We start from the raw sequence: 23,228 nt of genomic DNA on the forward strand, positions 1-23,228 counted from the left end.
AATCGGGTTTTGGTTTCATTCTTATCGAATGTCCTTGTCCGAAAAATTATTTTATAATTTTTCAAGGTTGTTTCACTGTTCAATTATCAAGGTTCTTGGAATCTTTTTGATTCCGTTTGCTGTGCGCTTTACCGCGTCAGCGAATACTATCTTATCAAATATGTTTGTACTTGTCAACACTTTTTTTCAATTTTTTTTAAAAAATTACAAAATGTTTTTTTAGCACAATATCTTGATATTTTTTGTCTACTGAGACACAAGAAAACCAATTCTTAAATGTTCTCTCAGACACAAAGACAACCCTGTAAATAACAGGATTGTCTGAACGGAGAAGGAGGGATTTGAACCCTCGCGCCGCGCGAACGACCTACACCCTTAGCAGGGGCGCCTCTTCAGCCACTTGAGTACTTCTCCAGCTGAATATCAATGCAATATTCAATTCGCCGCACTTTTTCAGTGCAAGCAATATTTTATCAAAAAATATAATATTTGTCAATGACTTCTTTTATATTTTTCAGGTGCTGTTTCATATAGGTTATTTCCGTCGCAGTCAATTACAGTGATAACCGGTAAATTTTCTACATACAATTTGCGGATTGCCTCTGTTCCTAAATCATCATAGGCAATTACTTCGCTTTTTTTGATGCACTTTGACAGAAGTGCTCCGGCACCTCCTACAGCTGCAAAATATACAGCTGTATTTTTTTTCATGGAATCAATAACCGCTTCACTTCTTTTTCCTTTTCCAATCATCCCGGTTAATCCTTCGTCAAGAAGAGTCGGCGCATATTTATCCATGCGGCTGCTGGTTGTCGGACCGGCAGAACCAATCACCTGGCCTTCTCTATTTGGAGTAGGTCCTAAATAATAGATAATCTGGTCTTTCATTATAAAAGGAAGTTCCATTCCCTGCTCTTTTTGTTCCACCATCCGTTTATGGGCAGCATCACGCGCTGTATATACTGTTCCCGTTATATACACGTAATCTCCTGCATGAAGTTCTTTTACCTTCTCCTTTGTCAGTGGTGTCTCTATATATTTATCCATGAAAACCTTCTCCTTTTTATAACACTCTTGTAATGTGGCGATTTACATGACAGCAAATGTTTACGGCAACCGGAAGTCCGGCAATATGTGTCGGATAGGTTTCGACATTTAATCCGATTGCTGTAACACGGCCTCCTAATCCACCCGGACCAATTCCAAGATTATTGATGGCTTCTAAAACCTCAATTTCAAAATCTTTCACATATGGAATTTCTGAATGGCTTCCTAATTCACGTGTCAGAGCTTTCTTTGCCAAAAGAGCACATTTTTCAAAAGTGCCGCCAATTCCTACACCAATTACCATAGGAGGACAGGCATTTGGACCGGCGTCTTTTACTGCCCGGATAACTGCCTGTTTGACACCTTCGATTCCATCTGCCGGTTTTAACATAAAGACACGACTCATATTCTCGCTACCAAATCCTTTTGGAGCAACTGTAATTTCCAATCTGTCTCCCGGAACAATTTCATAATGAATAACACCCGGTGTATTATCCTTTGTATTTTCCCTGAGGATTGGGTCGGATACGACCGATTTACGCAGATACCCCTCTGCATAGCCCTGTCGGATTCCTTCATTCACTGCATCTTCCAGAAAATCTCCATCAATATGAACTTCCTGTCCGATGCGTAAAAATACAACGGTCATACCGGTATCCTGACAAATCGGAATCTGGCTTTCTTTCGCAATTTCCAAGTTTTTCTCCAACTGCTCCAAAATCTGTTTTCCAATTGGTGATTCTTCCTTCTGTTTTCCGGCTAACAAAGCATTTTTTACATCCGGTGACAAATCTACATTTACCTGCATACACATTTCCTTGATGCACTTTGTTATTTCATCTGTATGAATCGTCCTCATCTTTATTCCTCACTCTCTGATGACTCTTCTTCTGTTTCGTCCTCGTCCGTCTCTTCCTCATGCACTCTGGCAATGCTGGCAATACGGATATCTTTGGAACTGTCTAAATTCATCAATTTAACACCGGAAGTAACTCGTCCAAGCTGTGAAATATCATCCACGCCAATTCGGATAATAATTCCTTCCGTTGTAATTAACATAATTTCCGTTCCCGGTTCAACTGCTTTACAACCAATTACATTTCCGGTTTTTTCTGTGATTTTATAACATTTTACACCTTTACCGCCTCTAAACTGTGGAGCAAATTCATCGATGCTTGTACGTTTACCCATACCAAACTCAGAAACCATCAAAAGGTTTGGTCCCTGTATATCCATCTGCATAGCAACTACTTCGTCGCTCTCATCAATCTTCATGCCTCGCACACCGATTGATGTACGGCCTGTTGTACGCACATCTTTTTCATTGAAACGGATACATTGTCCTCTCTTTGTTACAAGGAAAATGTCACGGTTGTTATCCGTTACTTTTACTTCAATCAATTCATTTCCATCGCGCAGAGTAATTGCCTGTAAACCGGTTTTACGGATATTTGCATACTCTAAAATCGGTGTTTTTTTGACTGTACCATCTTTTGTTGCCATGAAGAGATATTTATCCTCTTCAAATTCTTTGATGGAAATTACAGCCGAAATTTTTTCATCCGGAAGTAACTGCAAAAGATTAATAATTGCAGTACCTCTCGATGTCCGGCTCGCCTCCGGAATTTCATAGGCTTTCATACGGTACACTTTACCTAAATTGGTAAAGAACATCAGATAATGATGTGTTGTCGCCATAAACAGATTTTCAATATAATCTTCTTCTATGGTCTGCATTCCCTTGATACCTTTGCCGCCACGGTGCTGGTTTTTGAAATTGTCAATTGTCATTCTCTTAATATAACCAAGGTGTGACATGGCAATTACCGTATTTTCAACCGGAATTAAATCTTCCATGGAAATATCGAATTCATCGAATCCAATCGAAGTTCTTCTCTCATCACCGTACTTATCACGAATCAAAAGAATCTCTTTTTTGATTACTCCAAGTAACAGATTTTTGTCTGCAAGAATAGCCTTATATTCAGCAATTTTTTTCTGAAGTTCGGCATACTCACTCTCTAATTTTTCGCGCTCCAAACCGGTCAGTGCACGAAGACGCATATCAATAATTGCCTGCGCCTGCACATCATCCAGTCCAAATCTCTCAATTAAACGCTCTTTCGCTAAAGCAGCACTTTCCGAACCACGGATAATTTTGATTACTTCATCAATGTTATCAAGAGCAATCAATAATCCTTTTAAAATATGTGCTCTTTCTTCTGCCTTGTTCAAATCATATTTTGTTCTTCTTGTTACGACTTCTTCCTGATGTTTCAAATAATACTGAAGCATCTGCAAAAGATTCATGACAACCGGCTCGTTATTTACAAGTGCTAACATATTGACACCAAAGGTATCCTGCATTTGTGTATGTTTATAAAGCTGATTCAAAATTACATTTGCATTCACATCTTTTCGTAACTCAATACAAATACGCATTCCCTCACGGCTCGATTCGTCGCGGAGTTCTGTAATTCCATCAATTCGTTTATCTTTATGAAGTTCTGCAATCTTCTCAATCAGTCTTGCTTTGTTTACCATATAAGGAAGTTCCGTTACGATAATCCGGTTCTTGCCATTTGCCATAGGCTCAATGTCGGTAACCGCACGCACGCGGATTTTTCCGTGGCCGGTACGGTACGCTTCTTCGATTCCACGACGTCCGAGAATTGTGGCACCTGTTGGAAAATCCGGTCCTTTGATGATTTCCATAATTTCATCTAAATCGGTTTCTCTTCCTTCATCCACCTGATTATCAATGATTTTTACGACACCATTAATAACCTCCGTCAAATTGTGGGGAGGGATATTTGTCGCCATACCTACAGCAATACCGGAAGTTCCGTTTACTAATAAGTTTGGAAAACGGGATGGTAATACAACCGGCTCTTTTTCGGTCTCATCAAAGTTCGGCATGAAATCAACCGTATCTTTGTTGATATCGGAAAGCATTTCCATCGAAATTTTACTTAATCTTGCCTCGGTGTAACGCATGGCGGCAGCACCGTCACCATCGACGGAACCAAAGTTTCCGTGGCCGTCGACGAGCGGATAGCGAGTCGACCACTCCTGTGCCATATTAACCAAAGCACCGTAAATTGAGCTGTCACCATGTGGATGATATTTACCCATGGCATCACCGACGATACGAGCACACTTACGATGTGGCTTGTCCGGTCCGTTATTTAATTCAATCATTGCATACAAAATACGTCTTTGTACCGGTTTCAATCCGTCTCTGACATCCGGCAGTGCACGGGAAGCAATAACCGACATCGCATAATCGATATAGGAAGTTTCCATTGTTTCTTTCAAATCCACCGGTTTGATTGCATCAAAACTGTCTTTGTCGAAAATATTTTCGTCCATTTCATTACTCCTTCCTAAATATCGAGATTTCTAACATACTTCGCATTTTTCTCAATAAATTCTCTACGTGGTTCTACTTTGTCTCCCATTAATACATTGAATGTTAAATCAATTTCTGAAGACTGTTCCTCATCCATTGTAACCTGAAGTAAAATACGTTTCTCCGGATCCATTGTTGTGTCCCACAACTGCTCGGCATCCATCTCACCAAGACCTTTGTAACGCTGGATGCTGTTGTTTCCATCACGTCCGATTTCTTCAAGTGTTGCATTTAATTCTTCATCGCTGTATGCATAATAGGACTTTTTATTTTTATCAATTTTATACAAAGGCGGCTGTGCCAGATATACATAACCCTGACGAATCAGCTCCGGCATAAAGCGGTATAAAAATGTTAAAAGCAGCGTAGCAATATGTGCACCATCGACATCGGCATCGGTCATGATAATGATTTTATGATAACGCAGTTTGCTGATATCAAAATCTTCTGAAATTCCGGTACCAAATGCTGTAATCATTGCTTTAATTTCTGCATTCACCAAAATTTTATCAAGGCGTGCCTTTTCTACATTTAAGATTTTTCCACGAAGTGGAAGAATTGCTTGTGTTGCGCGGTCACGCGCCGTTTTTGCGCTGCCGCCGGCGGAATCTCCCTCTACGATGTAAATCTCGCAGTTTTCCGGATTTTTGTCACTACAATCCGCTAACTTACCCGGAAGACTGGTTCCCTCTAACGCCGTTTTACGGCGTGTTAAATCGCGCGCTTTGCGCGCCGCGTCGCGGGCACGCTGAGCAAGTAATGCTTTATCGCAAATCAATCTGGCAATTGTCGGGTTCTGCTCTAAGAAATATGTCAGCTGTTCACTCACAACATTATCAACAGCTCCCCTTGCCTCGGAGTTTCCTAACTTCTGTTTGGTCTGTCCCTCAAACTGAGGCTCCGGTATCTTGATACTGATAATTGCCGTCAAACCTTCGCGGATATCTTCACCACTTAAGTTTGGATCCGCATCTTTTAAAATCTTCTGGCTTCTCGCATAGTCATTAAATGTTTTCGTAAGTGCATTTTTAAATCCTGCCAGATGCGTTCCACCTTCCGGCGTTGTGATATTATTTACAAAACTATAACATCCTTCATTAAAAGCCGAATTGTGCTGGAATGCTACTTCTACCACAACATTGCCCTTTTGTCCTTCGCAGTAAATGATATCTTCATACAAAGGTTCTTTGTTTTTGTTTAAGTACTGAACGTACTCTTTAATTCCGCCCTCATAATGATATGTTTCTGAATAAGGTTCTTCTTCTCTTAAATCTGTCAAAATAATTTTGATTCCCTTAGTCAAAAATGCCATTTCACGAAGTCTCTGCTTCAAAATGTTAAAACTATATTCTGTTGTTTCCGTAAAAATTGTTTCATCCGGCAAGAACGTAACTTTTGTTCCTCTCTGATCCGTCGTACCAATTTCTTTTAACGGATACATTGTTTTTCCTTTTTCATATCGCTGGATGTATTTTTTTCCATCCTGATAAATCTCAACTTCCAGCCAGTCAGACAATGCATTTACAACCGACGCACCTACACCGTGAAGTCCACCGGATACTTTGTATCCGCCACCGCCGAATTTACCACCGGCATGCAGCACGGTAAATACAACTTCGACCGCCGGTTTTCCCGCTTTATGATTAATTCCAACCGGGATTCCTCGTCCGTTGTCAATAACTGTAATCGAATTATCTTTGTTAATAAATACCTGGACTTCATCACAGTAACCGGCCAATGCCTCATCAATTGCATTATCGACAATCTCATATACCAAATGATGAAGACCTCTCTCCGATGTACTTCCAATGTACATACCCGGTCTTTTTCTTACTGCCTCAAGCCCCTCCAAAATCTGTATTTGGTCAGCTCCATATACTACTTCTTTTTCTTCACTCATGAAAAACCTCCATCTTCTCAATTGCCATTAATTTTTCCTTGAACAATTTCAAATGTCTGATTAATGTTTATTCCATTTTTTACAAACTCTTCTAATCCGGTACAAGTAATAATCGTCTGAATTCCTTTTATATTTTCCAATAAATAGTTTTGACGATTTCGGTCCAGTTCAGACAGAACATCATCCAATAAAAGAATTGGCTTTTCTCCGATTGTTTTCTCTACAATTTCGATTTCCGCCATCTTCAGCGACAAAGCCGATGTTCTTTTTTGTCCCTGCGAACCGTAAACCTTTACTTCCTGTCCGTTAATAAAAAACTGCATGTCATCACGATGAGGTCCCACGGTAGTAGTACCAAGTAAAATATCTCTTTCACTCTCTATAAATAAGCGTGTGGCAAAATCATCTGCCTTGCAGTTTGGCTTATAAATTACTTCCATTTCTTCCAGACCACCTGTCAGGTTGAAATGTTTTTGTTTCATAATGGCTGCTACTTCTTCTACAAACTGTTCCCTGATTTGTATAATCCGGATTCCATTTTCTACCAGTTGTTTGTCCCAGATTTCCAGCGTATCTTTCAATTCACTGTTTTTCTGAATTTGCTTAAGCAGCGCATTTCTCTGTTTTAATATTTTTTTATACTGTGTCAGGTAATAAAGATATGCCTTATCTAACTGACACAATTCCATATCCATAAATCTTCGTCTCTGCTCCGGTCCATCCTTAATAATTCCTAAATCTTCCGGCGAAAAGAATATAATGTGGGATAATCCCATCAACTCTTTACTGCTTCCAATTGGCAGCCCGTCAATCGCAATTCCCTTTGTCTTTCCCCGACGCATGTGAATTTCGATTTTATAAGTACACTGCTTCTTTTCTACATAATATCGAATATGAGCTTCGTCTTTTCCTTTCATAATCATGTCCGAATCTTTGCTTCCCTTGTGCGACTTTGTCGTGCCTCCAAGGTAAATGGCTTCCAGCACATTCGTTTTTCCCTGTGCATTATCACCGTACAACACATTCGTTCCTTCATGAAAATGAAATTCTTCTCTTTCATAATTACGAAAATTACTCATTTCAATGGACTTTAATATCATACAGATGTTACCTTTACTTCATTTCCTTCAAATTCAAAACAGTCACCGGGATGTAATTTTCTTCCTCTTCTTACATCCACTTCACCATTTACTTTTACTTCACCATCCTGAATCACTACTTTTGCTTCCACCCCGGAACCGACAAGCCCCGCCAGTTTCAAAGCCTGACCCAGTTTGATAAACTCATCCTTAATCGTTATTTCCTGCATAACATCCTCATTTCTAATTCATATTTACCGGCAAAATCAGGTAAATATAGGATTCTTCTTCATTCTTGATAAAGCAAGGAGCATTTGCATTAAACAAATACAAAGTCACTTCCTCATCATCAATTACTTTTAATACATCATTAATATATTTTGGATTGAAAGCAATGACTAAATCTTTTCCTTCTTTTTCAGCCGTCACTTCTTCATCCATCGAACCGATTTTGGTATTCATCTCCATCTGAATTTCGTCTTCTTTGATGTGAAGAATCACCGGTTTTTTCTCTGCTTCACGAAGAAGGAGAGTAGCACGGTCGATACATCCGTATAATTCATTTTTATTGATTTTAACTTTTGTCTCATAATTTGTCTTTAACATCTGGTCGATGTTGTAGAAGTTTCCTTCAATCAGGCGGGATACAACAACCGTCTCATCAAACTCGAAAAGTACGTGGTTTTTGGAAAATGAAATTGAAACCTCATCATCCATTCCACCATTTAAAACTTTACTCACTTCACTCAATGTTTTACCCGGAATAACAACCTTAATCGGGTCATAACTTTCTTTCAGGTGAATCTTACGAATTGAAACTCTTACTAAATCAAGAGAAGCAATCTTAAATTCATCCCCATTAATCTCAAACAATTCACCGGTCAAAATCTTATTACTTTCATTATCGGAAATTGAGAAAATGGTCTGTCTTATCATTTCCTTTAAAGTAAACTGCGAAATGTGAATTGTCTTATCCGCTTCAATTTTTGGAAGCATCGGAAATTCATCATGAGGAATACCCGGAATATTAAACTTGGATTTTCCACAAAACAGGAGAATGTTATTATTCTCATCAACTTCAAAATTCACATCATCATCCGGAAGACGGCGAACAATTTCAGAAATCATTTTTGCATTAACAAGAATGATACCATCCTGTTCAATCTCTGCAGGTATTTTTGTCTCAATGCCAAGCTGCATATCGTTCGTAGTCAGCTTTACCATATCTCCTTTTGCTTCAATTACAACACATTCCAAAATTGGCATCGTTGTTTTTCCCGGTACTGCTTTCAGGGCAATGTTAATTCCATTGTTAAAATTCATTTTGGTACAGGTAAACTTCATATTGTGAATAACTCCTTTCCTTCCGTAAACATAATAAATTAAAGTATTAGCTAGTAGTATATAGTATTAGGGGCTGTTTATTTGTGGACAAGTCTTACAAGCCCTTAATTTAAGTGGTTTAACCTTTATGTGTAAGTTTTTATAACTTGTTTGTTACTGTGAATGAATGTCTATGAAAAAAATGACAATTTTCACAATCAACAGGTTATTAAATAGTTATTGACGTAAAAAATACAGTTATCAACAAGTTATCAAGAATTGAGCTTTTTCTTTAACACATTAATGGTTTCTTCTAACTCTTTATCAACGAGAATATCCTGTTCAATTTTGTGAACACCGTGGATAACTGTTGAATGGTTCGATCTTTTGAGCTTTACAGCAATTTCCGTAAGTGTAAGATTTGTTAATTCATTGCACAAATACATACATATCTGTCTCGGAATCGAAACAGTCTTGGTCCGCTTCTCAGAAAGAATCGCTTCCTTATCTAAGTTAAAGTGGTCGGCTACAATATCAATAATGTAATCTGCCGTAATTACCATATTTTCATTTGGCGAGATAAAATCCTTTAATGCTTCTTTTGCCATATTTAAGTCAATCTTGTTATCTTTTGGCTTTGTAAATCTTGCAAAAAGAAGAATTTTATTATAAGCACCCTCTAAGATACGAATATTGGATTTTATGTTTGTAGCGATATAATCAAGAATTTCCTCATTCAATTGAATATCAGAATTTTCTTGTTTGTTTCTTAAAATCGCCATACTCATCTCATAATCAGGTGGCTGAATATCAATTGTCATACCGGAAGTAAATCGGGAGCGGTAACGCATGTCCAAGTGCTCCATCTGACTTGGCGGCTTATCACTGGAAATGACTAGCTGCTTTCCGGACTGGTACAAAGCTTCAAAGGTATTAAAGAACTCAATCTGTGTACTGTCTTTACCAATGATGAACTGAATATCATCGATGAGAAGTACATCAACGTTTCGGTAATTCTTTCGCAGGTTTGAAGTAGCAGCAGTATCCTGTGTCTTTCGATTCGTACGAATGGCATCGACAACATTGTTCATAAAATTTTCACTGGTTGTATACATAACGCTGTATTCCGGATGGTTCTCCAAAATGTATCTGGCAATCGAATGCATCAGGTGAGTTTTTCCAAGTCCCGGACCACTATATAAGAATAATGGATTATATAACTGGCCGTTTGGATTCTCGGCAACTGCTACAGCAGCATTATAAGCAATGTTGTTACTGTTACTTACGACAAATGTATCAAAGGAATGACCTTGTTTTAAGAATGGATATTTTTCTTCCAGCATTTCCTCTTTATTATAGGAAGAAACTCCTTTCGCATCCATCTCATTTTGATAAATAAAACGGACATCCAGTTGATGATTTGTAATAACTTCGATGGATACCTGAAAAGCAACTTTGTATTTTTTTTCGATTAAGCCAAGGATATCGCCCTGTTCTTTTTCATCAATTGCAAGGATAATTGTGTCATTATCACAAGAAACAATTGTAAGTGGATTAATCCATGTACGAAAAAGAACGCCGTTGATATTATAAGTATCCCTCATATATGTAATTATTTCATTCCATTTGTCTTTAATTTCATTTTCCATTAAATTTCCTGCCTATCCTAATAAAAATTGAATTTGGGTAAAATCATACGTTTTTATTGTACTACAAATAAGAGGCAAAAGCAAATTTTATTGACATGATTTTAGAAAAAATTGTTGATAAACGCAAAGAACTGCTTGACTATTGGAATATATGATAATATAATTAGGCTTGATACGGATTTCGTTATTATTTTATAAAGGAGGTGTATGCAAAATGAAGATGACATATCAGCCAAAAAAGAGACAGCGTTCGAAAGTTCACGGTTTTCGTAAAAGAATGAGCACTTCAAATGGTAGAAAAGTGCTTGCCAAAAGAAGAGCTAAGGGAAGAAAGAAATTGTCTGCATAAGGTCAGATTTTTACTGACCTTTTCTTCTCCCTGATGAGGAAAAGAAAATGTTTGAAAAATTAGGAAAGAATCCTGAATTTCAAAAGGTCTACAAGCAAGGTAGATCGAAAGCAAATAAGTATCTGGTTATGTATGTTAAAACAGGGGAGAGTGGTCCCAGTCGTTACGGCTTTTCTGTAAGTAAGAAAGTTGGTAACAGTGTTGTGCGTCATCACATCACCAGATTGTTAAGAGAATCCGTTCGTAAGAATGACGCATTGGTGAAAGAGGGTAACCGAATTATTATTGTTGCCCGAAAAGATGTAAAAAATAAGAATTTTAAAGAAGTAGACGGCGCAGTTTTTCATTTATTGAAAATACATGGAATATTGAAATGAAGTGATTGTGTGAAGAAAATTTTATTAGCTGTGATACACATCTATCAAAAATATATATCACCATTGAAAAGAACACCTTCCTGTATCTATACACCGTGTTGTTCTGAGTATGCTGCTCAGGCAATCAAAAAGTATGGTGCAGGAAAAGGTGGTTTTTTGGCTATAAAAAGAATTTTAAGATGCCACCCTTTTCACAAAGGTGGTTATGATCCTGTGCCGTAAACAGTATTAGGAGGAAAATATGTTCCCATTAGGTTGGTTGAATCAGTTATTGGGGTTGGCTATGAATGGCATCGACTGGTGTATGTACCATTTATTAGGAGTGCATAATGTTGGTTGGTGTATTGTAATATTTACATTATTTGTATATATTCTTATGTATCCTCTCAACGCAAAACAGCAGAAATCATCCCGGTTGATGAATAAGATTAACCCGGAGATTAAAGCAATTCAGAAGAAATACAAGAATAAAAAAGATCAGGCATCCCAGATGAAGATGAATCAGGAGACGCAGGATATTTATGCAAAATATGGAATTAGTCCGTTTGGTGGATGTCTTCCTCTTTTGATAACAATGCCGATTCTTTTTGCTTTGTATAATGTCATTCGTAACATTCCATATTATGTAAATGGAATTGGTTCGATGAAAGAAAATCCGGAAGCTTATAAATTTTTAGGACTTTTGGTTAATGAATCTCCGATGTCTCTATTTAAAGATAGAGCAAATTATCCATATGCCGGAATTTTGGTTTTTTTGATTCCGATTTTGGCTATGGTTCTTCAGTTTATTAATACGAAACTTCTTCAGGTAAAAACAGATGCCGGTGAACAGGATCAGATGCAGAGTTCTATGAAGATGATGAACTACATGATGCCTGTTATGTCCGGATTTTTCTGTCTTTCCTTTGACGTAAGTATTGGTATTTACTGGATTATTGGTAGTTTGTTTAGAATTGTACAGGCTATTTTGATTAACCGCAAAGTAGACAGTATTTCTTTGGATGAATTGATTGAAAAGAATAAAGGTAAAGCAACGAAGAAAAGTGCAAAACGTGAAGCCATGAATCGTCAGATGGAAGAGTATGCGAAAAAGAAAACAGCAGGAATTAAATCTGCTTCCGCTTATCAAAATACCGCTGATTCATCTTCCAAAGAGGAAGAGGTTCAGACTCATGTAAACAAAGATTTTGATTCCGGCAGTATTGCGGGATATGCACACATGCTTTCTGGAAAGAAAGATAAAAAATAGGAGGAATTTAAGATGGAAGAGTGGAAAGAGTTTTCTGCAAAAACAGCAGATGAAGCTTTGACAAATGCTTTAATCCAGATGGAAACAACGAGTGACCAGATTGAATATGAAGTAGTTGAAGAAGAAAAAAGTGGAATTTTAGGTTTGTTTAGTAAACCGGCAGTTATCCGTGTTCGCAAAAAAGAGAATGTAGTTGATACGGTTAAGAACTTTTTAGCAAAAACATTCCAGGCTATGAAATTAGATGTAGAGATTGAAACAGAGTTTGATGAAGTGGAAAATGAAATCCGCATCGAGTTGAAGGGTACTGAGATGGGTATGTTAATCGGAAAACGCGGACAGACTTTGGATTCCCTTCAGTATTTGACTTCTCTTGTTGCAAATAAAAATAAAGATACTTATACGAAGATTAAGATTGATACGGAAAATTATCGTCAGAGAAGAAAAGAAACAATTGAAAATCTGGCGAGAAATGTGGCAAGCAAAGTTAAGAAGACAGGACGTCCTGCTTTCTTAGAGCCGATGAATCCATATGAGAGAAGAATTATTCATGCGGAATTACAGGCTGATAAATATGTGGATACACATAGCGAAGGTGAAGAGCCACATCGTAAGGTGGTTGTTACTTTAAATCGGGAATTTGCTTCGGAACTTCCAAGAAGAAATAATTATCGGAGAAGAAACAATAATTATTCCCGTGACCGCAAGAGACCATATCAGGAAAAGAAAGATTGAGAGAAAAGTGTGAAAGGCTGATTCTTAGGATTCAGCCTTTTTTGACAAAGAAAAGGAGTTTTTATGTTTGAGCAGGAGACAATTGCCGCAATTGCTACATCATCGAAAAATGGAAGTATTAGTGTAATTCGAGTGAGCGGAGAAAATTCTTTTTCCATTGTAAGCCGTATTTTTTGTAATGAAAAAGGAACTTTGATTGATTTAAATGAAAAGAAAAGCCACACGATTCAGTATGGTTTTATTTTTGACGGTTCGAAAAAAATAGATGAAGTTCTTGTACTTCTTATGAAGGCTCCAAAAAGTTATACGGCGGAAGATGTAGTAGAAATCCAGTGTCATGGCGGTCACTATATTTGTCAGGTGATTTTAGATTTGTTAGTCCGTCATGGTGTAAGAGTTGCAGAGCCGGGTGAGTTTACAAAACGTGCCTTTTTAAATGGGCGACTTGATTTGTCACAGGCAGAAGCTGTAATGGATGTAATTCAGTCGAAAAGTGAGTTAGCACTTTTTAATTCGATGAGTCAGTTGAGAGGAAGTATTAAGAATCGAATCCAAAAACTTCGTGAAGTAATATTAGAAGATGTTGCTTATTTGGAAGCTGCACTTGATGATCCGGAACATATTTCTTTGGATTCTTTTGATGAAACAATTGAAGGTCATGTGCGGGCACTGTTAAAGGATACCAATCATTTGCTTGAAAATTGTAACAATGGAAGAATTATGAAAGAAGGCATCCAGACGGTAATTGTTGGAAAACCAAATGTAGGAAAATCTTCTTTATTAAATTGTCTGCTACGGGAAAATCGTGCGATTGTAACGAATATTCCGGGCACAACAAGAGATACCTTAGAAGAAGATATTGTGATAGGAAATATATTATTACATTTAATTGATACAGCCGGAATCCGGGAAACAGAAAATGAAATTGAGAGTATTGGTATAAAAAAGACAAAAGAGTCTCTTGAGAAAGCGGATTTTGTAATAATAGTCCTGGATAGCAGCAAAGAATTATCCAAGGAGGATTATGAAATTCTTGATTTATGCAAAAACAGTACAGGCGTTGTTTTAGTAAATAAATCGGATTTGCAACAGACATTGAGTATGCAAGAAATCTGTAATTTGTCAGGAAAAGACGTCATTTCATTTTCCGCTGCAAAGGGAGATGGATTGGATGAACTGGAATCCTATATTAAGAGACAATTTATTGAATCGAAAATAGAAGAAAAAGATGATTTGTATATTACCAATGCCAGACAAAAAGAAGCTTTGGTTCAAACAAAAGACAGTCTGGAAAAAGTATTAGAAAGTATTGAACTTGGTATGCCGGAGGATTTGTATGCGATTGATTTAACAAATGCGTATGAGTCACTTGGTAAAATTATAGGAGAGACACTCGAAGAAGATATCATCAATAAAATCTTTAAAGATTTTTGTATGGGAAAATAAAGGAGAGAAAATTATGACAGAACAATTTGATGCCATCGTAATTGGAGCAGGTCATGCCGGATGCGAGGCTGCTCTTGCATTAGCTCGTCTTTCCTGCAAGACAGCATTGTTTACTGTCAGTGTTGACAGCATTGCAATGATGCCATGCAATCCAAATGTTGGAGGAACGTCGAAGGGACATTTAGTCAGAGAAATTGATGCATTGGGTGGTGAGATGGGAAAAAATATTGACCGCACATTTATCCAGTCAAAAATGCTCAATCAGTCGAAAGGACCTGCCGTACATTCTTTGCGCGCACAGGCAGATAAAAAAGAGTACAGTTATGCAATGCGAAAAGTGATTGAGGAGACAGATGGTGTATCCATCAAGCAGGGTGAAATTACAGATATTATTGTAGAAGATGGAAAAGTATGTGGCGTTAAGTCTTATACCGGAACCATTTATTCTTGTAAAGTTGTTGTATTATGTACCGGTACTTATTTGAATGCGAGGTGTATTACAGGAGAAACTTCTGTTTACACCGGACCAAATGGACTTCAGTCAGCAACGCATCTTACCGATTCATTAAAAAAACTTGGTATTTCTATGCGTCGGTTTAAGACAGGAACACCTGCCCGTATGGATGGAAGAACGATTGATTACAGTAAAATGGAACCTCAATACGGTGATGAAAAAATAGTTCCTTTTTCTTTTGAAAATAAACCGGAAGATTTGGAAAGAGAGCAGGTGAAGTGCTGGCTTACTTATACAAATGAAGAAACACATAAAGTAATAAGAGAGAATCTTGACCGCTCACCTTTGTATTCTGGTTATATCAAAGGAACCGGTCCGAGATATTGTCCGTCAATTGAAGATAAGGTTGTCCGTTTTGCAGATAAAAACAGACATCAAGTATTTATTGAGCCGGAAGGAAATTATACAAATGAAATGTATGTTGGCGGTATGTCAAGTTCTCTGCCGGAAGATGTTCAGGAGAAAATGTACCGCTCGGTACCGGGACTTGAACATGCAAAGATTGTAAGAAATGCGTATGCAATTGAATACGATTGTTTGGATTCTTTGGAACTTTTACCGACTTTAGAGTTAAAAAAAGTAAAAGGTCTTTTTAGTGCCGGACAGGCAAATGGAAGTTCCGGTTATGAAGAAGCTGCTGCACAAGGACTTGTTGCCGGTATCAATGCTGCAAGAAAATGTCTTGGAAAAGAGCCAATTATCATTGATCGTTCGCAGGGATATGTTGGTGTTTTGATTGATGACTTAGTTACCAAAGGAACAAATGAGCCATATCGTATGATGACTTCCCGTGCAGAGTACCGCCTTTTGCTTCGTCAGGATAATGCAGATGAACGTCTTACAAAACTCGGTTATGAGATTGGTTTAATTTCAGAGGAGAGATATCAGCATTTTGTAGAAAAAGAAGAACAAATTAAAAAGGAAATTAACCGTGTTCTTCATACGCATGTCGGAAATACCGAGGAAGTGCAGAAATTATTAGATGAGTATGAGAGTACCCGTTTGGTTAGTGGAATCAGTCTTGCAGAATTAATTCGAAGACCGGAATTATCTTATGATAAGTTAGCCCCGATTGACAAGGAGCGTCCGGAACTTTCGGAAGAAGTGAGAGAAGAAGTAAATATTAATTTGAAATATGAAGGATATATCAAGCGCCAGCAAAAACAAGTTGAGCAATTCCATAAGCTGGAGAGTAAGAAGATTCCTTCGGATATTGATTATGAAGATATTAAAAGTCTTCGATTGGAAGCAATTCAAAAGTTATCCGATATTCGCCCGAAATCAGTTGGACAGGCAGCGAGAATCAGTGGTGTTTCTCCATCCGATATTTCCGTGCTTACGGTATACTTAGAACAGTATCATCGAAAGAGGGTGGATTAAATGAGAGATATTTTTAAACAATTTGATATTGAATTGAGTGATCAGCAGGAAAATAAATTAAAAGAATATTACAAAATATTAGTGGAAGAAAATAAAAAAATGAATTTGACATCAATTACAGAATATGAAGATGTCGTTTGGAAACACTTTTTAGATTCCGCTTTAATTATGAAAGATTCTTTATGGAATGGAAAAAATAAAGTATTTGATGTTGGAACCGGTGCTGGTTTTCCGGGAATAGTGTTAGCTATTCTTAATCCGGAAAGCGAATTTGTTTTGCTTGATTCTTTAAATAAAAGAGTAGATTTTTTAAAACAGGTTTGTGATAAACTGAAAATTAACAATGTTACGGCAATTCACGGAAGAGCGGAAACTTACGGACAAAATGAAATGTATCGTAATCAATTTGATTTTGTTGTTTCACGCGCAGTAGCAGAACTTCCAATCCTTATGGAATACTGTGTTCCATTTGCTAAAGTTAATGGATACTTTGTTTCTTATAAAGGAAAGAAACAGGAAGAGGAAGTAAAACTTGCAGAGAATGCTTTTTGTGAATTATCAGCTAAGTTTGACCACTTGGACAAGTTTTCTTTAAGAGAAAAAGAGGAAAGATACTTATTATTTATCAGAAAAGTAGAGGAGACGAATAGTAAGTATCCTAGAAAAGAAGGTAAACCAAAGAAAAAACCTTTATAAAAATGTTTCACGTGAAACATTTCACGGATAGGATTCACAGATGTTTCACGTGAAACATGAAAAAATATATAGCCAAACATTATACGAAATGATATAATGTTCTGTAGGATTGCGTGAGCGATAATAAAGATATAAGTTTTATGATTGGAGAAAGATAAGTATGAGCGAAATTATGGCAATTGCAAATCAGAAGGGTGGAGTTGGAAAAACAACGACAACGATAAATTTATCCGCTGCCCTTGCTGAACAAGGGAAAAAGGTTCTTATTATAGATATGGATCCACAGGGAAATACATCCAGTGGACTTGGTATTGATAAGGATGAATTAGAGACAACAGTGTATCAGTTGATGATTGGAGATAATTCATTTGATGAATGTGTTCAGAAAGATGTTTTTGAAAATTTGGATGTTTTAGCGGCTAACGTAAATTTGGCTGGTATTGAAATCGAGACAATGGATATGGAAGACAGAAACTATATTCTTCGCGATATTATTTCGGAAGTCGAAGATCAATATGATTTTATTATCATTGATTGTCCACCATCTTTGAATACATTGACAATTAACTCTATGACAACGGCAGATTCGGTACTGGTTCCGATTCAGTGTGAATACTATGCATTGGAGGGATTGAGCCAGCTTATTTATACAATCAATCTTGTAAAAGATCGATTGAATCCAAAACTTACGATTAATGGTGTTGTATTTACAATGTATGATGGAAGAACAAATTTGTCCATGCAGGTAATTGAAAATGTACGAAATAATTTGAACCAGACAATTTACGATACAATTATTCCGAGAGGTGTTCGTCTGGCAGAAGCACCAAGTCACGGACTTCCGATTACACAGTATGATAACCGCTCAACCGGAGCAAAGGCATATATGGCACTTGCAAAGGAAGTAATTGAAAGGAGTGCAAAATAATTATGGCAGTCAAGAGAACAGGTTTGGGTAAAGGACTGGATTCCATGATTCCTCCGAAAGCAACGCAAAGAGCTGTAAAAGAGGACAAGAATACGGTTTCAAAAACCGGAGAAACAATTTTGAAAATTAATGAAGTGGAGCCAAACAAAAAGCAGCCGCGTAAATTCTTTAATGAAGAAGCGTTACAGGAATTAAGTGATTCCATTAAGCAGCACGGAATTGTTCAGCCATTGGTAGTAGCAAAGAAAGATGATTATTTTGAAATTATTGCCGGTGAGAGAAGATGGCGTGCGGCAAAATTAGCGGGATTAAAGGAAGTTCCGGTTGTTATTAAAGATTATTCACCGCAGGAAATTATGGAAGTCGCGCTGATTGAAAATATTCAGCGTGAGGACTTGAATCCGGTGGAAGAAGCAAAAGCATATCAAAATTTGATTAAGGAATATAATTTGAAGCAGGAAGAAGTGGCAGAGAGAGTTTCTAAGAGTCGTTCTGCTATTACCAATTCACTTCGTCTGTTAAAATTAAGTGATGATGTGTTGACACTTTTAATGGAAGAAGAAATTTCAAGCGGACATGCAAGAGCACTGCTTGGTCTGGAAGATAGTGAAAAACAGCTTGAAATTGCCGAAAAGATTGCAAAAGATCACCTCAGTGTAAGAGAAGTTGAGAAATTAGTGAAAAATATCAATCAGCCGGCAAAGAAAACAAAGAAAAAAGAACTTTCTAATGACTTTTTGTACCATGATATGGAAGAAAAAGTGAAGTTGAAGACAGGAACAAAGGTAAAAATCAATCGAAAGTCCGAGAATAAAGGTAAAATAGAAATTGAGTATTATTCACAGGACGACTTAGAAAAGATTTTGGGATACTTCAAATAAAAGAACATATGTTCACAAGGAGGAAAAAAATGTTTCAGTTTAGTGATTATGGATTAAGTGTTGATGTTGTTTTACTGGGTGCGATTGCAGCAATCCTGATTTTATTGATTCTTTGCCTTATTTTAATAGGAAAGAACAGCTCACTGAGAAAACGATATGATGAGTTTATGCGTGATTCCGATGGAAAAAGTCTGGAAGAAGCATTTCAGAAGAAATTTGCCAATATGGATTATATCAATGGCAAAATCAAAGAAGTCGATGAGCATTTGGCTATAATTGACGAAAACCTTTTGAAGACTTATCAGAAGGTAGGCGTGGTAAAATATGATGCGTTTAAAGAAGTTGGCGGAACTTTGAGTTTTGTACTTACTCTTTTGACAAAAGAAAACGATGGATTCATTATGAATTCGATGCACAGTAACAAAGAGGGATGTTACATTTATATTAAGGAAGTAAAATCCGGAGAAGTGTTTGTAACATTGTCGGAAGAAGAACGTCAGTCTTTGGAACAGGCAATGACTGCTGAATAAAGAAAAATGAGGGCAAAAAAAAGCCCTCACCCAGCAGTTGCAGGTCTGCCAAACAAGGACTCGGGAGTACGCCATTGGGGGCTCGAACCCCAGACACCCTGATTAAGAGTCAGGTGCTCTACCAACTGAGCTAATGGCGCTTCATCAATCACGCAAGAAATATTATATAATATTCTATTTCAAAATGCAAGCAATAATTTAAAAAAATTGTATAAACTTGGAGGAATATATGGAGAAAAAAAATAAATGCCTGGAAATTCTGAAAACATTAGTATCGAATATGTGGTATATTGTAGCTTTGGTTGCTATTATTGCCATTATCTTTTTAATGATTGCTAACTGGGGAGTTGTATTAGCAGTTATTGGAAAATTTCTGACTATTTTGATGCCGTTTATATTGGGATTCTTTTTTGCCTGCTTTATTAATCCGCTTGTAAAAAGAGTCCATTCGCTGCTAAATCGAATGAAACCTGGTAAAGGGGCGAAAATTAAGAAAGCATTTAGTGTAATCATCAGTTATGTCGTAGTAATTGGCGTAATCACCGTTTTACTCATTTATATTATTCCTCAGATAAAGGCAAGTATTGGTGAACTCGGGAATACAATTCAAGATGGATATCAGTATATGATTACACACCAAAAGGAATTAAATGAAAAAATTCCATTTATTGGGCTTGGTGGAGGAATTGAATACATCAAGGAATTTGCATATAAGAAAATTATGAGCAATGGCTCTGAGATTATTCCTTATGTTTATCATGTTTCGTCTTCTTTATTGACGACGTCGTATAATGTATTGATGGGGCTTGTGATTTCCATTTACATTATTTTGGATATGAAAAAGTTGAAAAGAAGTGCAAGAAAAGTTGTATATGCCCTGTCTCCGAAAAAGAAAGAGCAGGAAGTTTGGGAGACAATGAAACAGTGCAGCCACATTTTTAATGGATTTTTGATTGGAAAAATGATTGATTCCCTGATTATCGGAATTCTCTGTCTGATTGCAATGTCCATTTTGAAACTGCCGTATGCGCTGCTTCTCAGTCTGATTGTATGTATTACTAATATGATACCTTATTTCGGACCGATAATTGGTGCAATTCCTGGTGTTATGATTTATCTGTTTATTGATATTCGTTATGCCTTTATCTTTGCTCTTATGATTTTGATTTTGCAGCAGTTTGACGGTCTGTATCTTGGGCCAAAAATTTTGGGTGACCAGACGGGAATTAAGCCTCTTTGGGTTATCTTTGGAATTACAGTTGGCGGTGCCTATTTTGGCGTGATGGGAATGTTCCTTGGTGTACCGGTAGTAGCTGTTATTATGTATCTTTTGCAACTGTTTTTGGATAAAAAGCTGAAAAAGAAAAATATTTCAACCTTTGATTCCAAGTAATCGTTTGATTTCTTCAATGGAGCAGAGGATGCAGTGTATCTTTTTTGAGCATTTTCCATGATTTAATTTTTGACATAATATACGTTTAAAACAAGACATAAAAATAGAACCTTTTTCTTTATTCTATGAAAAAGGTTCTATTATGTTACCAACTAATTAGCGGGAAAGAACAAACCGACAGATTGGTTTTCCTTCTGCGACAAATTTGCTCTCATACTCAGTCATAATATTGCCTTGCAAAAATTCACTGTGGTGTAAATCATAAGTAAGTTCTTTAATATTCCAAATTGGCGAATTTTCGGCTGTTTCAACTGAAAAATCAAACAAATCCCTATTATCGGTCTTAAACTGAATATAACCATCCGGATTTAAAATCGTATGATAAAGATTTAAAAAGCCCTCGCTTGTCAGTCGGCGTTTTGCATGGCGATCTTTTGGCCATGGGTCGGAAAAATTCAAATAAATCCGGTCTACTTCGTGTTCGGCAAAAATATCAGCCAGATATTTTGCATCAAATCGCAGAAAATACAAATTTGGTTTTTCCTCTGCGGTTTGTTTTTCTAAAGCACGGTACAAAACACTCGAATACATTTCAATGCCAATATAATTGATATTCGGATTTTCGGAAGCTAATGTATGAATAAATTGACCTTTTCCCATGCCGATTTCAATGTGCAAAGGATGATTATTGTGAAACAATTCTGACCATTTTCCTTTGTAATCTTCCGGATTCTGAACGACATAGGGGCTTGCCGCAATCACTTCTTTTGAACCTTTGATATTTCGTAAACGCATAGTAATCCTCCATATAGTAAACATTTAAATTATAGCATCATAGTACCATAAATCGAAATTATGTCAAATAAGATGTTGGAAAAATTGGTAAAATCGTGTATGATAGAAGTAATAGTATGATTTTTGGAGGCATGAGATGAAAAAAAGATATGCGGCACTTATTTTTTGTGCAATTGGACTTTTATTAGGAAGCGTTACTTCAGAAGCAAAAAAGAAACCATCGGTTACTGCAGAATCTGCAATTGTAATGGATGTTCAGTCGGGTGCGATTTTATATGAAAAGAATATAGACAAGCGTGAGTATCCGGCGAGTATTACGAAAGTAATGACGGCTCTTGTTGCTATTGAAAATTCGTCGTTGTCGGAGACGGTTACTTATTCAAGAAATGCCGTGACAAATTTGGAGTCAGGTGCTTCTAATATTGAAATTCAGCCGGGCGAAAAATTGTCAATGGAAGACAGTTTATATGCCATTCTTCTTATGTCAGCGAATGAAGCTTGCAATGGTGTGGCGGAGCATGTCGCAGGAAGCATTGATAATTTTGTTGCGATGATGAATCAAAAGGCAAAAGAACTCGGATGTACAGGAACTAATTTTGCAAATGCAAACGGTTTGTGGATGTCAAATCATTATACGACGGCACACGATATGGCATTGATTTCACAGGAAGCCTATAAAAATCCTACATTTGCAAAAATTACCGGAACGAAACGCTATATCATTAATAAAACAAAAAAACATGCAAAACGTTATCTTCATAATCATCATGGTATGCTTTATCCAAGCACATTTACCCAATATTTGTATGAATACTGCGTGGGCGGCAAAACGGGATATACATCAAAGTGTCGTTATACGCTTGTAACTTATGCAAAGAAAAATGGAACAACATTGGTTTCTGTTATCATGCGTGCACCAAATTCCCCTTGGACGGCGCCGGATGCTAATGAGTATACCGATACGACAAGAATTTTGAATTATTGTTTTGAAAATTACAAACGCTATGAAATTGGAACAACGACAGATAATACGGTAAATACAAGTGATTTGTTTACCAAATACAGTTCCTATTATAACCAGCAGTCGGGTCCTTTATCTGTGGAACAGGGAGCCGGAGTTATGCTGCCAAAGGGTGTTACTTTGGACAAGGCACAGAAAAAAGTAATTTATTATGACACACCACAGCAGGTTAGTGCGACAAAGAAAGTAATTGGAAAAATTACATATACTTATAATGGAAAAGAAGCGGGTGGTGCTGAGATTTACTATGAAAATGCGAAAAATCCGACTTTAAATGACAGTATTGACATGTCCGAATGGTTTGTGGATGCGGTAGAAAAAGCGAATGAGGCACCTTTCCCATGGAAAAAGGTTTTAACAATCGGTATTCTTGTAGTTGCCGCTCTTGCAATTACTATTTTGATTCTGTGGTGGATGAGAACCCATAAAGAACAGCGCACACGCCGCAATCGATACAAGAGAGGAAAGAAAAATCGAAATATCAATGAAAGAGGATACTATTATCACAAAAAATAGATAGCAAA

The 23,228-nt window shown here is 37.0% G+C and carries 22 protein-coding genes and 2 tRNA genes; 13 read left to right on the plus strand and 11 right to left on the minus strand.

Annotation, left to right across the window (positions count from 1 at the left end):
- Positions 1-326 precede the first annotated feature (326 nt).
- From DW005_RS10280 to dnaA, 9 genes are all read right to left on the minus strand, one after another.
- Positions 327-414 (minus strand) — tRNA-Ser (locus tag DW005_RS10280).
- Between the two features lie 78 nt (positions 415-492).
- Positions 493-1,047: a Fe-S-containing hydro-lyase gene (locus tag DW005_RS10285; protein WP_117479242.1), complete on the minus strand. Its 555-nt coding sequence runs from the start codon at positions 1,045-1,047 to the stop codon at positions 493-495.
- A 16-nt stretch (positions 1,048-1,063) separates the two neighbouring features.
- Positions 1,064-1,906 (minus strand): fumarate hydratase, encoded by an 843-nt coding sequence (locus DW005_RS10290; RefSeq protein WP_117479243.1) that lies wholly within the window; start codon positions 1,904-1,906, stop codon positions 1,064-1,066.
- A gap of 2 nt (positions 1,907-1,908) precedes the next feature.
- On the minus strand, positions 1,909-4,419 hold the full coding sequence (gyrA, locus tag DW005_RS10295) for a DNA gyrase subunit A (RefSeq protein WP_117479244.1): 2,511 nt from the start codon (positions 4,417-4,419) through the stop codon (positions 1,909-1,911).
- A 14-nt stretch (positions 4,420-4,433) separates the two neighbouring features.
- On the minus strand, positions 4,434-6,359 hold the full coding sequence (gyrB, locus tag DW005_RS10300; RefSeq protein WP_117479245.1) for a DNA topoisomerase (ATP-hydrolyzing) subunit B: 1,926 nt from the start codon (positions 6,357-6,359) through the stop codon (positions 4,434-4,436).
- A gap of 17 nt (positions 6,360-6,376) precedes the next feature.
- Positions 6,377-7,459 (minus strand): DNA replication/repair protein RecF, encoded by a 1,083-nt coding sequence (recF, locus tag DW005_RS10305; RefSeq protein WP_117479246.1) that lies wholly within the window; start codon positions 7,457-7,459, stop codon positions 6,377-6,379.
- Positions 7,456-7,668 carry an RNA-binding S4 domain-containing protein gene (locus tag DW005_RS10310; protein WP_022376211.1) on the minus strand — a complete coding sequence of 71 codons (213 nt, stop codon included), beginning with the start codon at positions 7,666-7,668 and terminating at the stop codon, positions 7,456-7,458. The genes recF and DW005_RS10310 overlap by 4 nt, the downstream gene beginning before the upstream one ends.
- 13 nt (positions 7,669-7,681) lie before the next feature.
- Positions 7,682-8,782 (minus strand): DNA polymerase III subunit beta, encoded by a 1,101-nt coding sequence (dnaN, locus tag DW005_RS10315; RefSeq protein ID WP_117479247.1) that lies wholly within the window; start codon positions 8,780-8,782, stop codon positions 7,682-7,684.
- Positions 8,783-9,033: 251 nt separating this feature from the next.
- Entirely contained in the window at positions 9,034-10,410 is a 1,377-nt protein-coding gene (gene dnaA / locus DW005_RS10320; RefSeq protein ID WP_022376209.1) for a chromosomal replication initiator protein DnaA, read from the minus strand.
- 214 nt (positions 10,411-10,624) lie between these two features.
- Between dnaA and rpmH the strand changes: the two genes are divergently transcribed.
- The 11 genes from rpmH to DW005_RS10375 all read left to right on the plus strand — a co-directional run bounded on the left by rpmH (position 10,625) and on the right by DW005_RS10375 (position 19,495).
- Positions 10,625-10,759 (plus strand): 50S ribosomal protein L34, encoded by a 135-nt coding sequence (gene rpmH / locus DW005_RS10325; RefSeq protein WP_022376208.1) that lies wholly within the window; start codon positions 10,625-10,627, stop codon positions 10,757-10,759.
- Positions 10,760-10,806: 47 nt separating this feature from the next.
- Complete coding sequence (rnpA, locus tag DW005_RS10330) at positions 10,807-11,136, plus strand: ribonuclease P protein component (RefSeq protein WP_022376207.1); 330 nt, start codon at positions 10,807-10,809, stop codon at positions 11,134-11,136.
- Between the two features lie 9 nt (positions 11,137-11,145).
- Positions 11,146-11,358, plus strand: coding sequence for a membrane protein insertion efficiency factor YidD (gene yidD / locus DW005_RS10335; protein ID WP_117479248.1), 213 nt, complete (start codon positions 11,146-11,148; stop codon positions 11,356-11,358).
- Positions 11,359-11,377: 19 nt separating this feature from the next.
- Positions 11,378-12,385, plus strand: a complete 1,008-nt coding sequence (locus DW005_RS10340) for a YidC/Oxa1 family membrane protein insertase (RefSeq protein WP_117479249.1) — start codon at positions 11,378-11,380, stop codon at positions 12,383-12,385.
- Between the two features lie 12 nt (positions 12,386-12,397).
- Entirely contained in the window at positions 12,398-13,120 is a 723-nt protein-coding gene (jag, locus tag DW005_RS10345) for an RNA-binding cell elongation regulator Jag/EloR (protein ID WP_117479250.1), read from the plus strand.
- A gap of 63 nt (positions 13,121-13,183) precedes the next feature.
- Positions 13,184-14,566, plus strand: a complete 1,383-nt coding sequence (gene mnmE / locus DW005_RS10350; RefSeq protein WP_117479251.1) for a tRNA uridine-5-carboxymethylaminomethyl(34) synthesis GTPase MnmE — start codon at positions 13,184-13,186, stop codon at positions 14,564-14,566.
- Between the two features lie 13 nt (positions 14,567-14,579).
- Positions 14,580-16,460, plus strand: coding sequence for a tRNA uridine-5-carboxymethylaminomethyl(34) synthesis enzyme MnmG (mnmG, locus tag DW005_RS10355; protein WP_117479252.1), 1,881 nt, complete (start codon positions 14,580-14,582; stop codon positions 16,458-16,460).
- Complete coding sequence (gene rsmG, locus DW005_RS10360; RefSeq protein WP_117479253.1) at positions 16,461-17,156, plus strand: 16S rRNA (guanine(527)-N(7))-methyltransferase RsmG; 696 nt, start codon at positions 16,461-16,463, stop codon at positions 17,154-17,156. It begins immediately after the preceding gene.
- A 160-nt stretch (positions 17,157-17,316) separates the two neighbouring features.
- Positions 17,317-18,084: an AAA family ATPase gene (locus DW005_RS10365; protein ID WP_117479254.1), complete on the plus strand. Its 768-nt coding sequence runs from the start codon at positions 17,317-17,319 to the stop codon at positions 18,082-18,084.
- A 2-nt stretch (positions 18,085-18,086) separates the two neighbouring features.
- Positions 18,087-18,965, plus strand: coding sequence for a ParB/RepB/Spo0J family partition protein (locus tag DW005_RS10370; protein ID WP_117479255.1), 879 nt, complete (start codon positions 18,087-18,089; stop codon positions 18,963-18,965).
- Positions 18,966-18,994: 29 nt separating this feature from the next.
- A complete protein-coding gene (locus tag DW005_RS10375; protein ID WP_117479256.1) occupies positions 18,995-19,495 on the plus strand; it encodes a DUF4446 family protein in 501 nt (166 codons plus the stop codon).
- A gap of 67 nt (positions 19,496-19,562) precedes the next feature.
- On the opposite strand, the gene DW005_RS10380 is transcribed toward DW005_RS10375, so the two are convergent.
- A tRNA-Lys gene (locus DW005_RS10380) sits at positions 19,563-19,635 on the minus strand.
- 89 nt (positions 19,636-19,724) lie between these two features.
- Between DW005_RS10380 and DW005_RS10385 the strand changes: the two genes are divergently transcribed.
- Positions 19,725-20,888 (plus strand): AI-2E family transporter, encoded by a 1,164-nt coding sequence (locus DW005_RS10385; RefSeq protein WP_117479257.1) that lies wholly within the window; start codon positions 19,725-19,727, stop codon positions 20,886-20,888.
- 156 nt (positions 20,889-21,044) lie between these two features.
- Here DW005_RS10385 and trmB read toward each other — a convergent pair whose 3' ends face one another.
- A complete protein-coding gene (gene trmB / locus DW005_RS10390) occupies positions 21,045-21,683 on the minus strand; it encodes a tRNA (guanosine(46)-N7)-methyltransferase TrmB (protein WP_117479258.1) in 639 nt (212 codons plus the stop codon).
- A 136-nt stretch (positions 21,684-21,819) separates the two neighbouring features.
- Here trmB and DW005_RS10395 point away from each other — a divergent pair, with 136 nt between their 5' ends.
- Positions 21,820-23,220 (plus strand): D-alanyl-D-alanine carboxypeptidase family protein, encoded by a 1,401-nt coding sequence (locus tag DW005_RS10395; RefSeq protein ID WP_117479259.1) that lies wholly within the window; start codon positions 21,820-21,822, stop codon positions 23,218-23,220.
- The last annotated feature ends 8 nt before the right edge of the window (positions 23,221-23,228 follow it).

This window comes from Clostridium sp. AF36-4 (assembly GCF_003435975.1).
GTDB lineage: Bacteria > Bacillota > Clostridia > Lachnospirales > Lachnospiraceae > Eubacterium_F.

Bases quoted from the DNA above. Each gene is read 5' to 3' on its own strand.
- DW005_RS10285 (WP_117479242.1), bottom strand. From the start codon at position 1,047: ATGGATAAATATATAGAGACACCACTGACAAAGGAGAAGGTAAAAGAA.
- DW005_RS10290 (WP_117479243.1), bottom strand. From the start codon at position 1,906: ATGAGGACGATTCATACAGATGAAATAACAAAGTGCATCAAGGAAATG.
- gyrA (WP_117479244.1), bottom strand. From the start codon at position 4,419: ATGGACGAAAATATTTTCGACAAAGACAGTTTTGATGCAATCAAACCG.
- gyrB (WP_117479245.1), bottom strand. From the start codon at position 6,359: ATGAGTGAAGAAAAAGAAGTAGTATATGGAGCTGACCAAATACAGATT.
- recF (WP_117479246.1), bottom strand. From the start codon at position 7,459: ATGATATTAAAGTCCATTGAAATGAGTAATTTTCGTAATTATGAAAGA.
- DW005_RS10310 (WP_022376211.1), bottom strand. From the start codon at position 7,668: ATGCAGGAAATAACGATTAAGGATGAGTTTATCAAACTGGGTCAGGCT.
- dnaN (WP_117479247.1), bottom strand. From the start codon at position 8,782: ATGAAGTTTACCTGTACCAAAATGAATTTTAACAATGGAATTAACATT.
- dnaA (WP_022376209.1), bottom strand. From the start codon at position 10,410: ATGGAAAATGAAATTAAAGACAAATGGAATGAAATAATTACATATATG.
- rpmH (WP_022376208.1), top strand. From the start codon at position 10,625: ATGAAGATGACATATCAGCCAAAAAAGAGACAGCGTTCGAAAGTTCAC.
- rnpA (WP_022376207.1), top strand. From the start codon at position 10,807: ATGTTTGAAAAATTAGGAAAGAATCCTGAATTTCAAAAGGTCTACAAG.
- DW005_RS10340 (WP_117479249.1), top strand. From the start codon at position 11,378: ATGTTCCCATTAGGTTGGTTGAATCAGTTATTGGGGTTGGCTATGAAT.
- jag (WP_117479250.1), top strand. From the start codon at position 12,398: ATGGAAGAGTGGAAAGAGTTTTCTGCAAAAACAGCAGATGAAGCTTTG.
- mnmE (WP_117479251.1), top strand. From the start codon at position 13,184: ATGTTTGAGCAGGAGACAATTGCCGCAATTGCTACATCATCGAAAAAT.
- mnmG (WP_117479252.1), top strand. From the start codon at position 14,580: ATGACAGAACAATTTGATGCCATCGTAATTGGAGCAGGTCATGCCGGA.
- rsmG (WP_117479253.1), top strand. From the start codon at position 16,461: ATGAGAGATATTTTTAAACAATTTGATATTGAATTGAGTGATCAGCAG.
- DW005_RS10365 (WP_117479254.1), top strand. From the start codon at position 17,317: ATGAGCGAAATTATGGCAATTGCAAATCAGAAGGGTGGAGTTGGAAAA.
- DW005_RS10370 (WP_117479255.1), top strand. From the start codon at position 18,087: ATGGCAGTCAAGAGAACAGGTTTGGGTAAAGGACTGGATTCCATGATT.
- DW005_RS10375 (WP_117479256.1), top strand. From the start codon at position 18,995: ATGTTTCAGTTTAGTGATTATGGATTAAGTGTTGATGTTGTTTTACTG.
- DW005_RS10385 (WP_117479257.1), top strand. From the start codon at position 19,725: ATGGAGAAAAAAAATAAATGCCTGGAAATTCTGAAAACATTAGTATCG.
- trmB (WP_117479258.1), bottom strand. From the start codon at position 21,683: ATGCGTTTACGAAATATCAAAGGTTCAAAAGAAGTGATTGCGGCAAGC.
- DW005_RS10395 (WP_117479259.1), top strand. From the start codon at position 21,820: ATGAAAAAAAGATATGCGGCACTTATTTTTTGTGCAATTGGACTTTTA.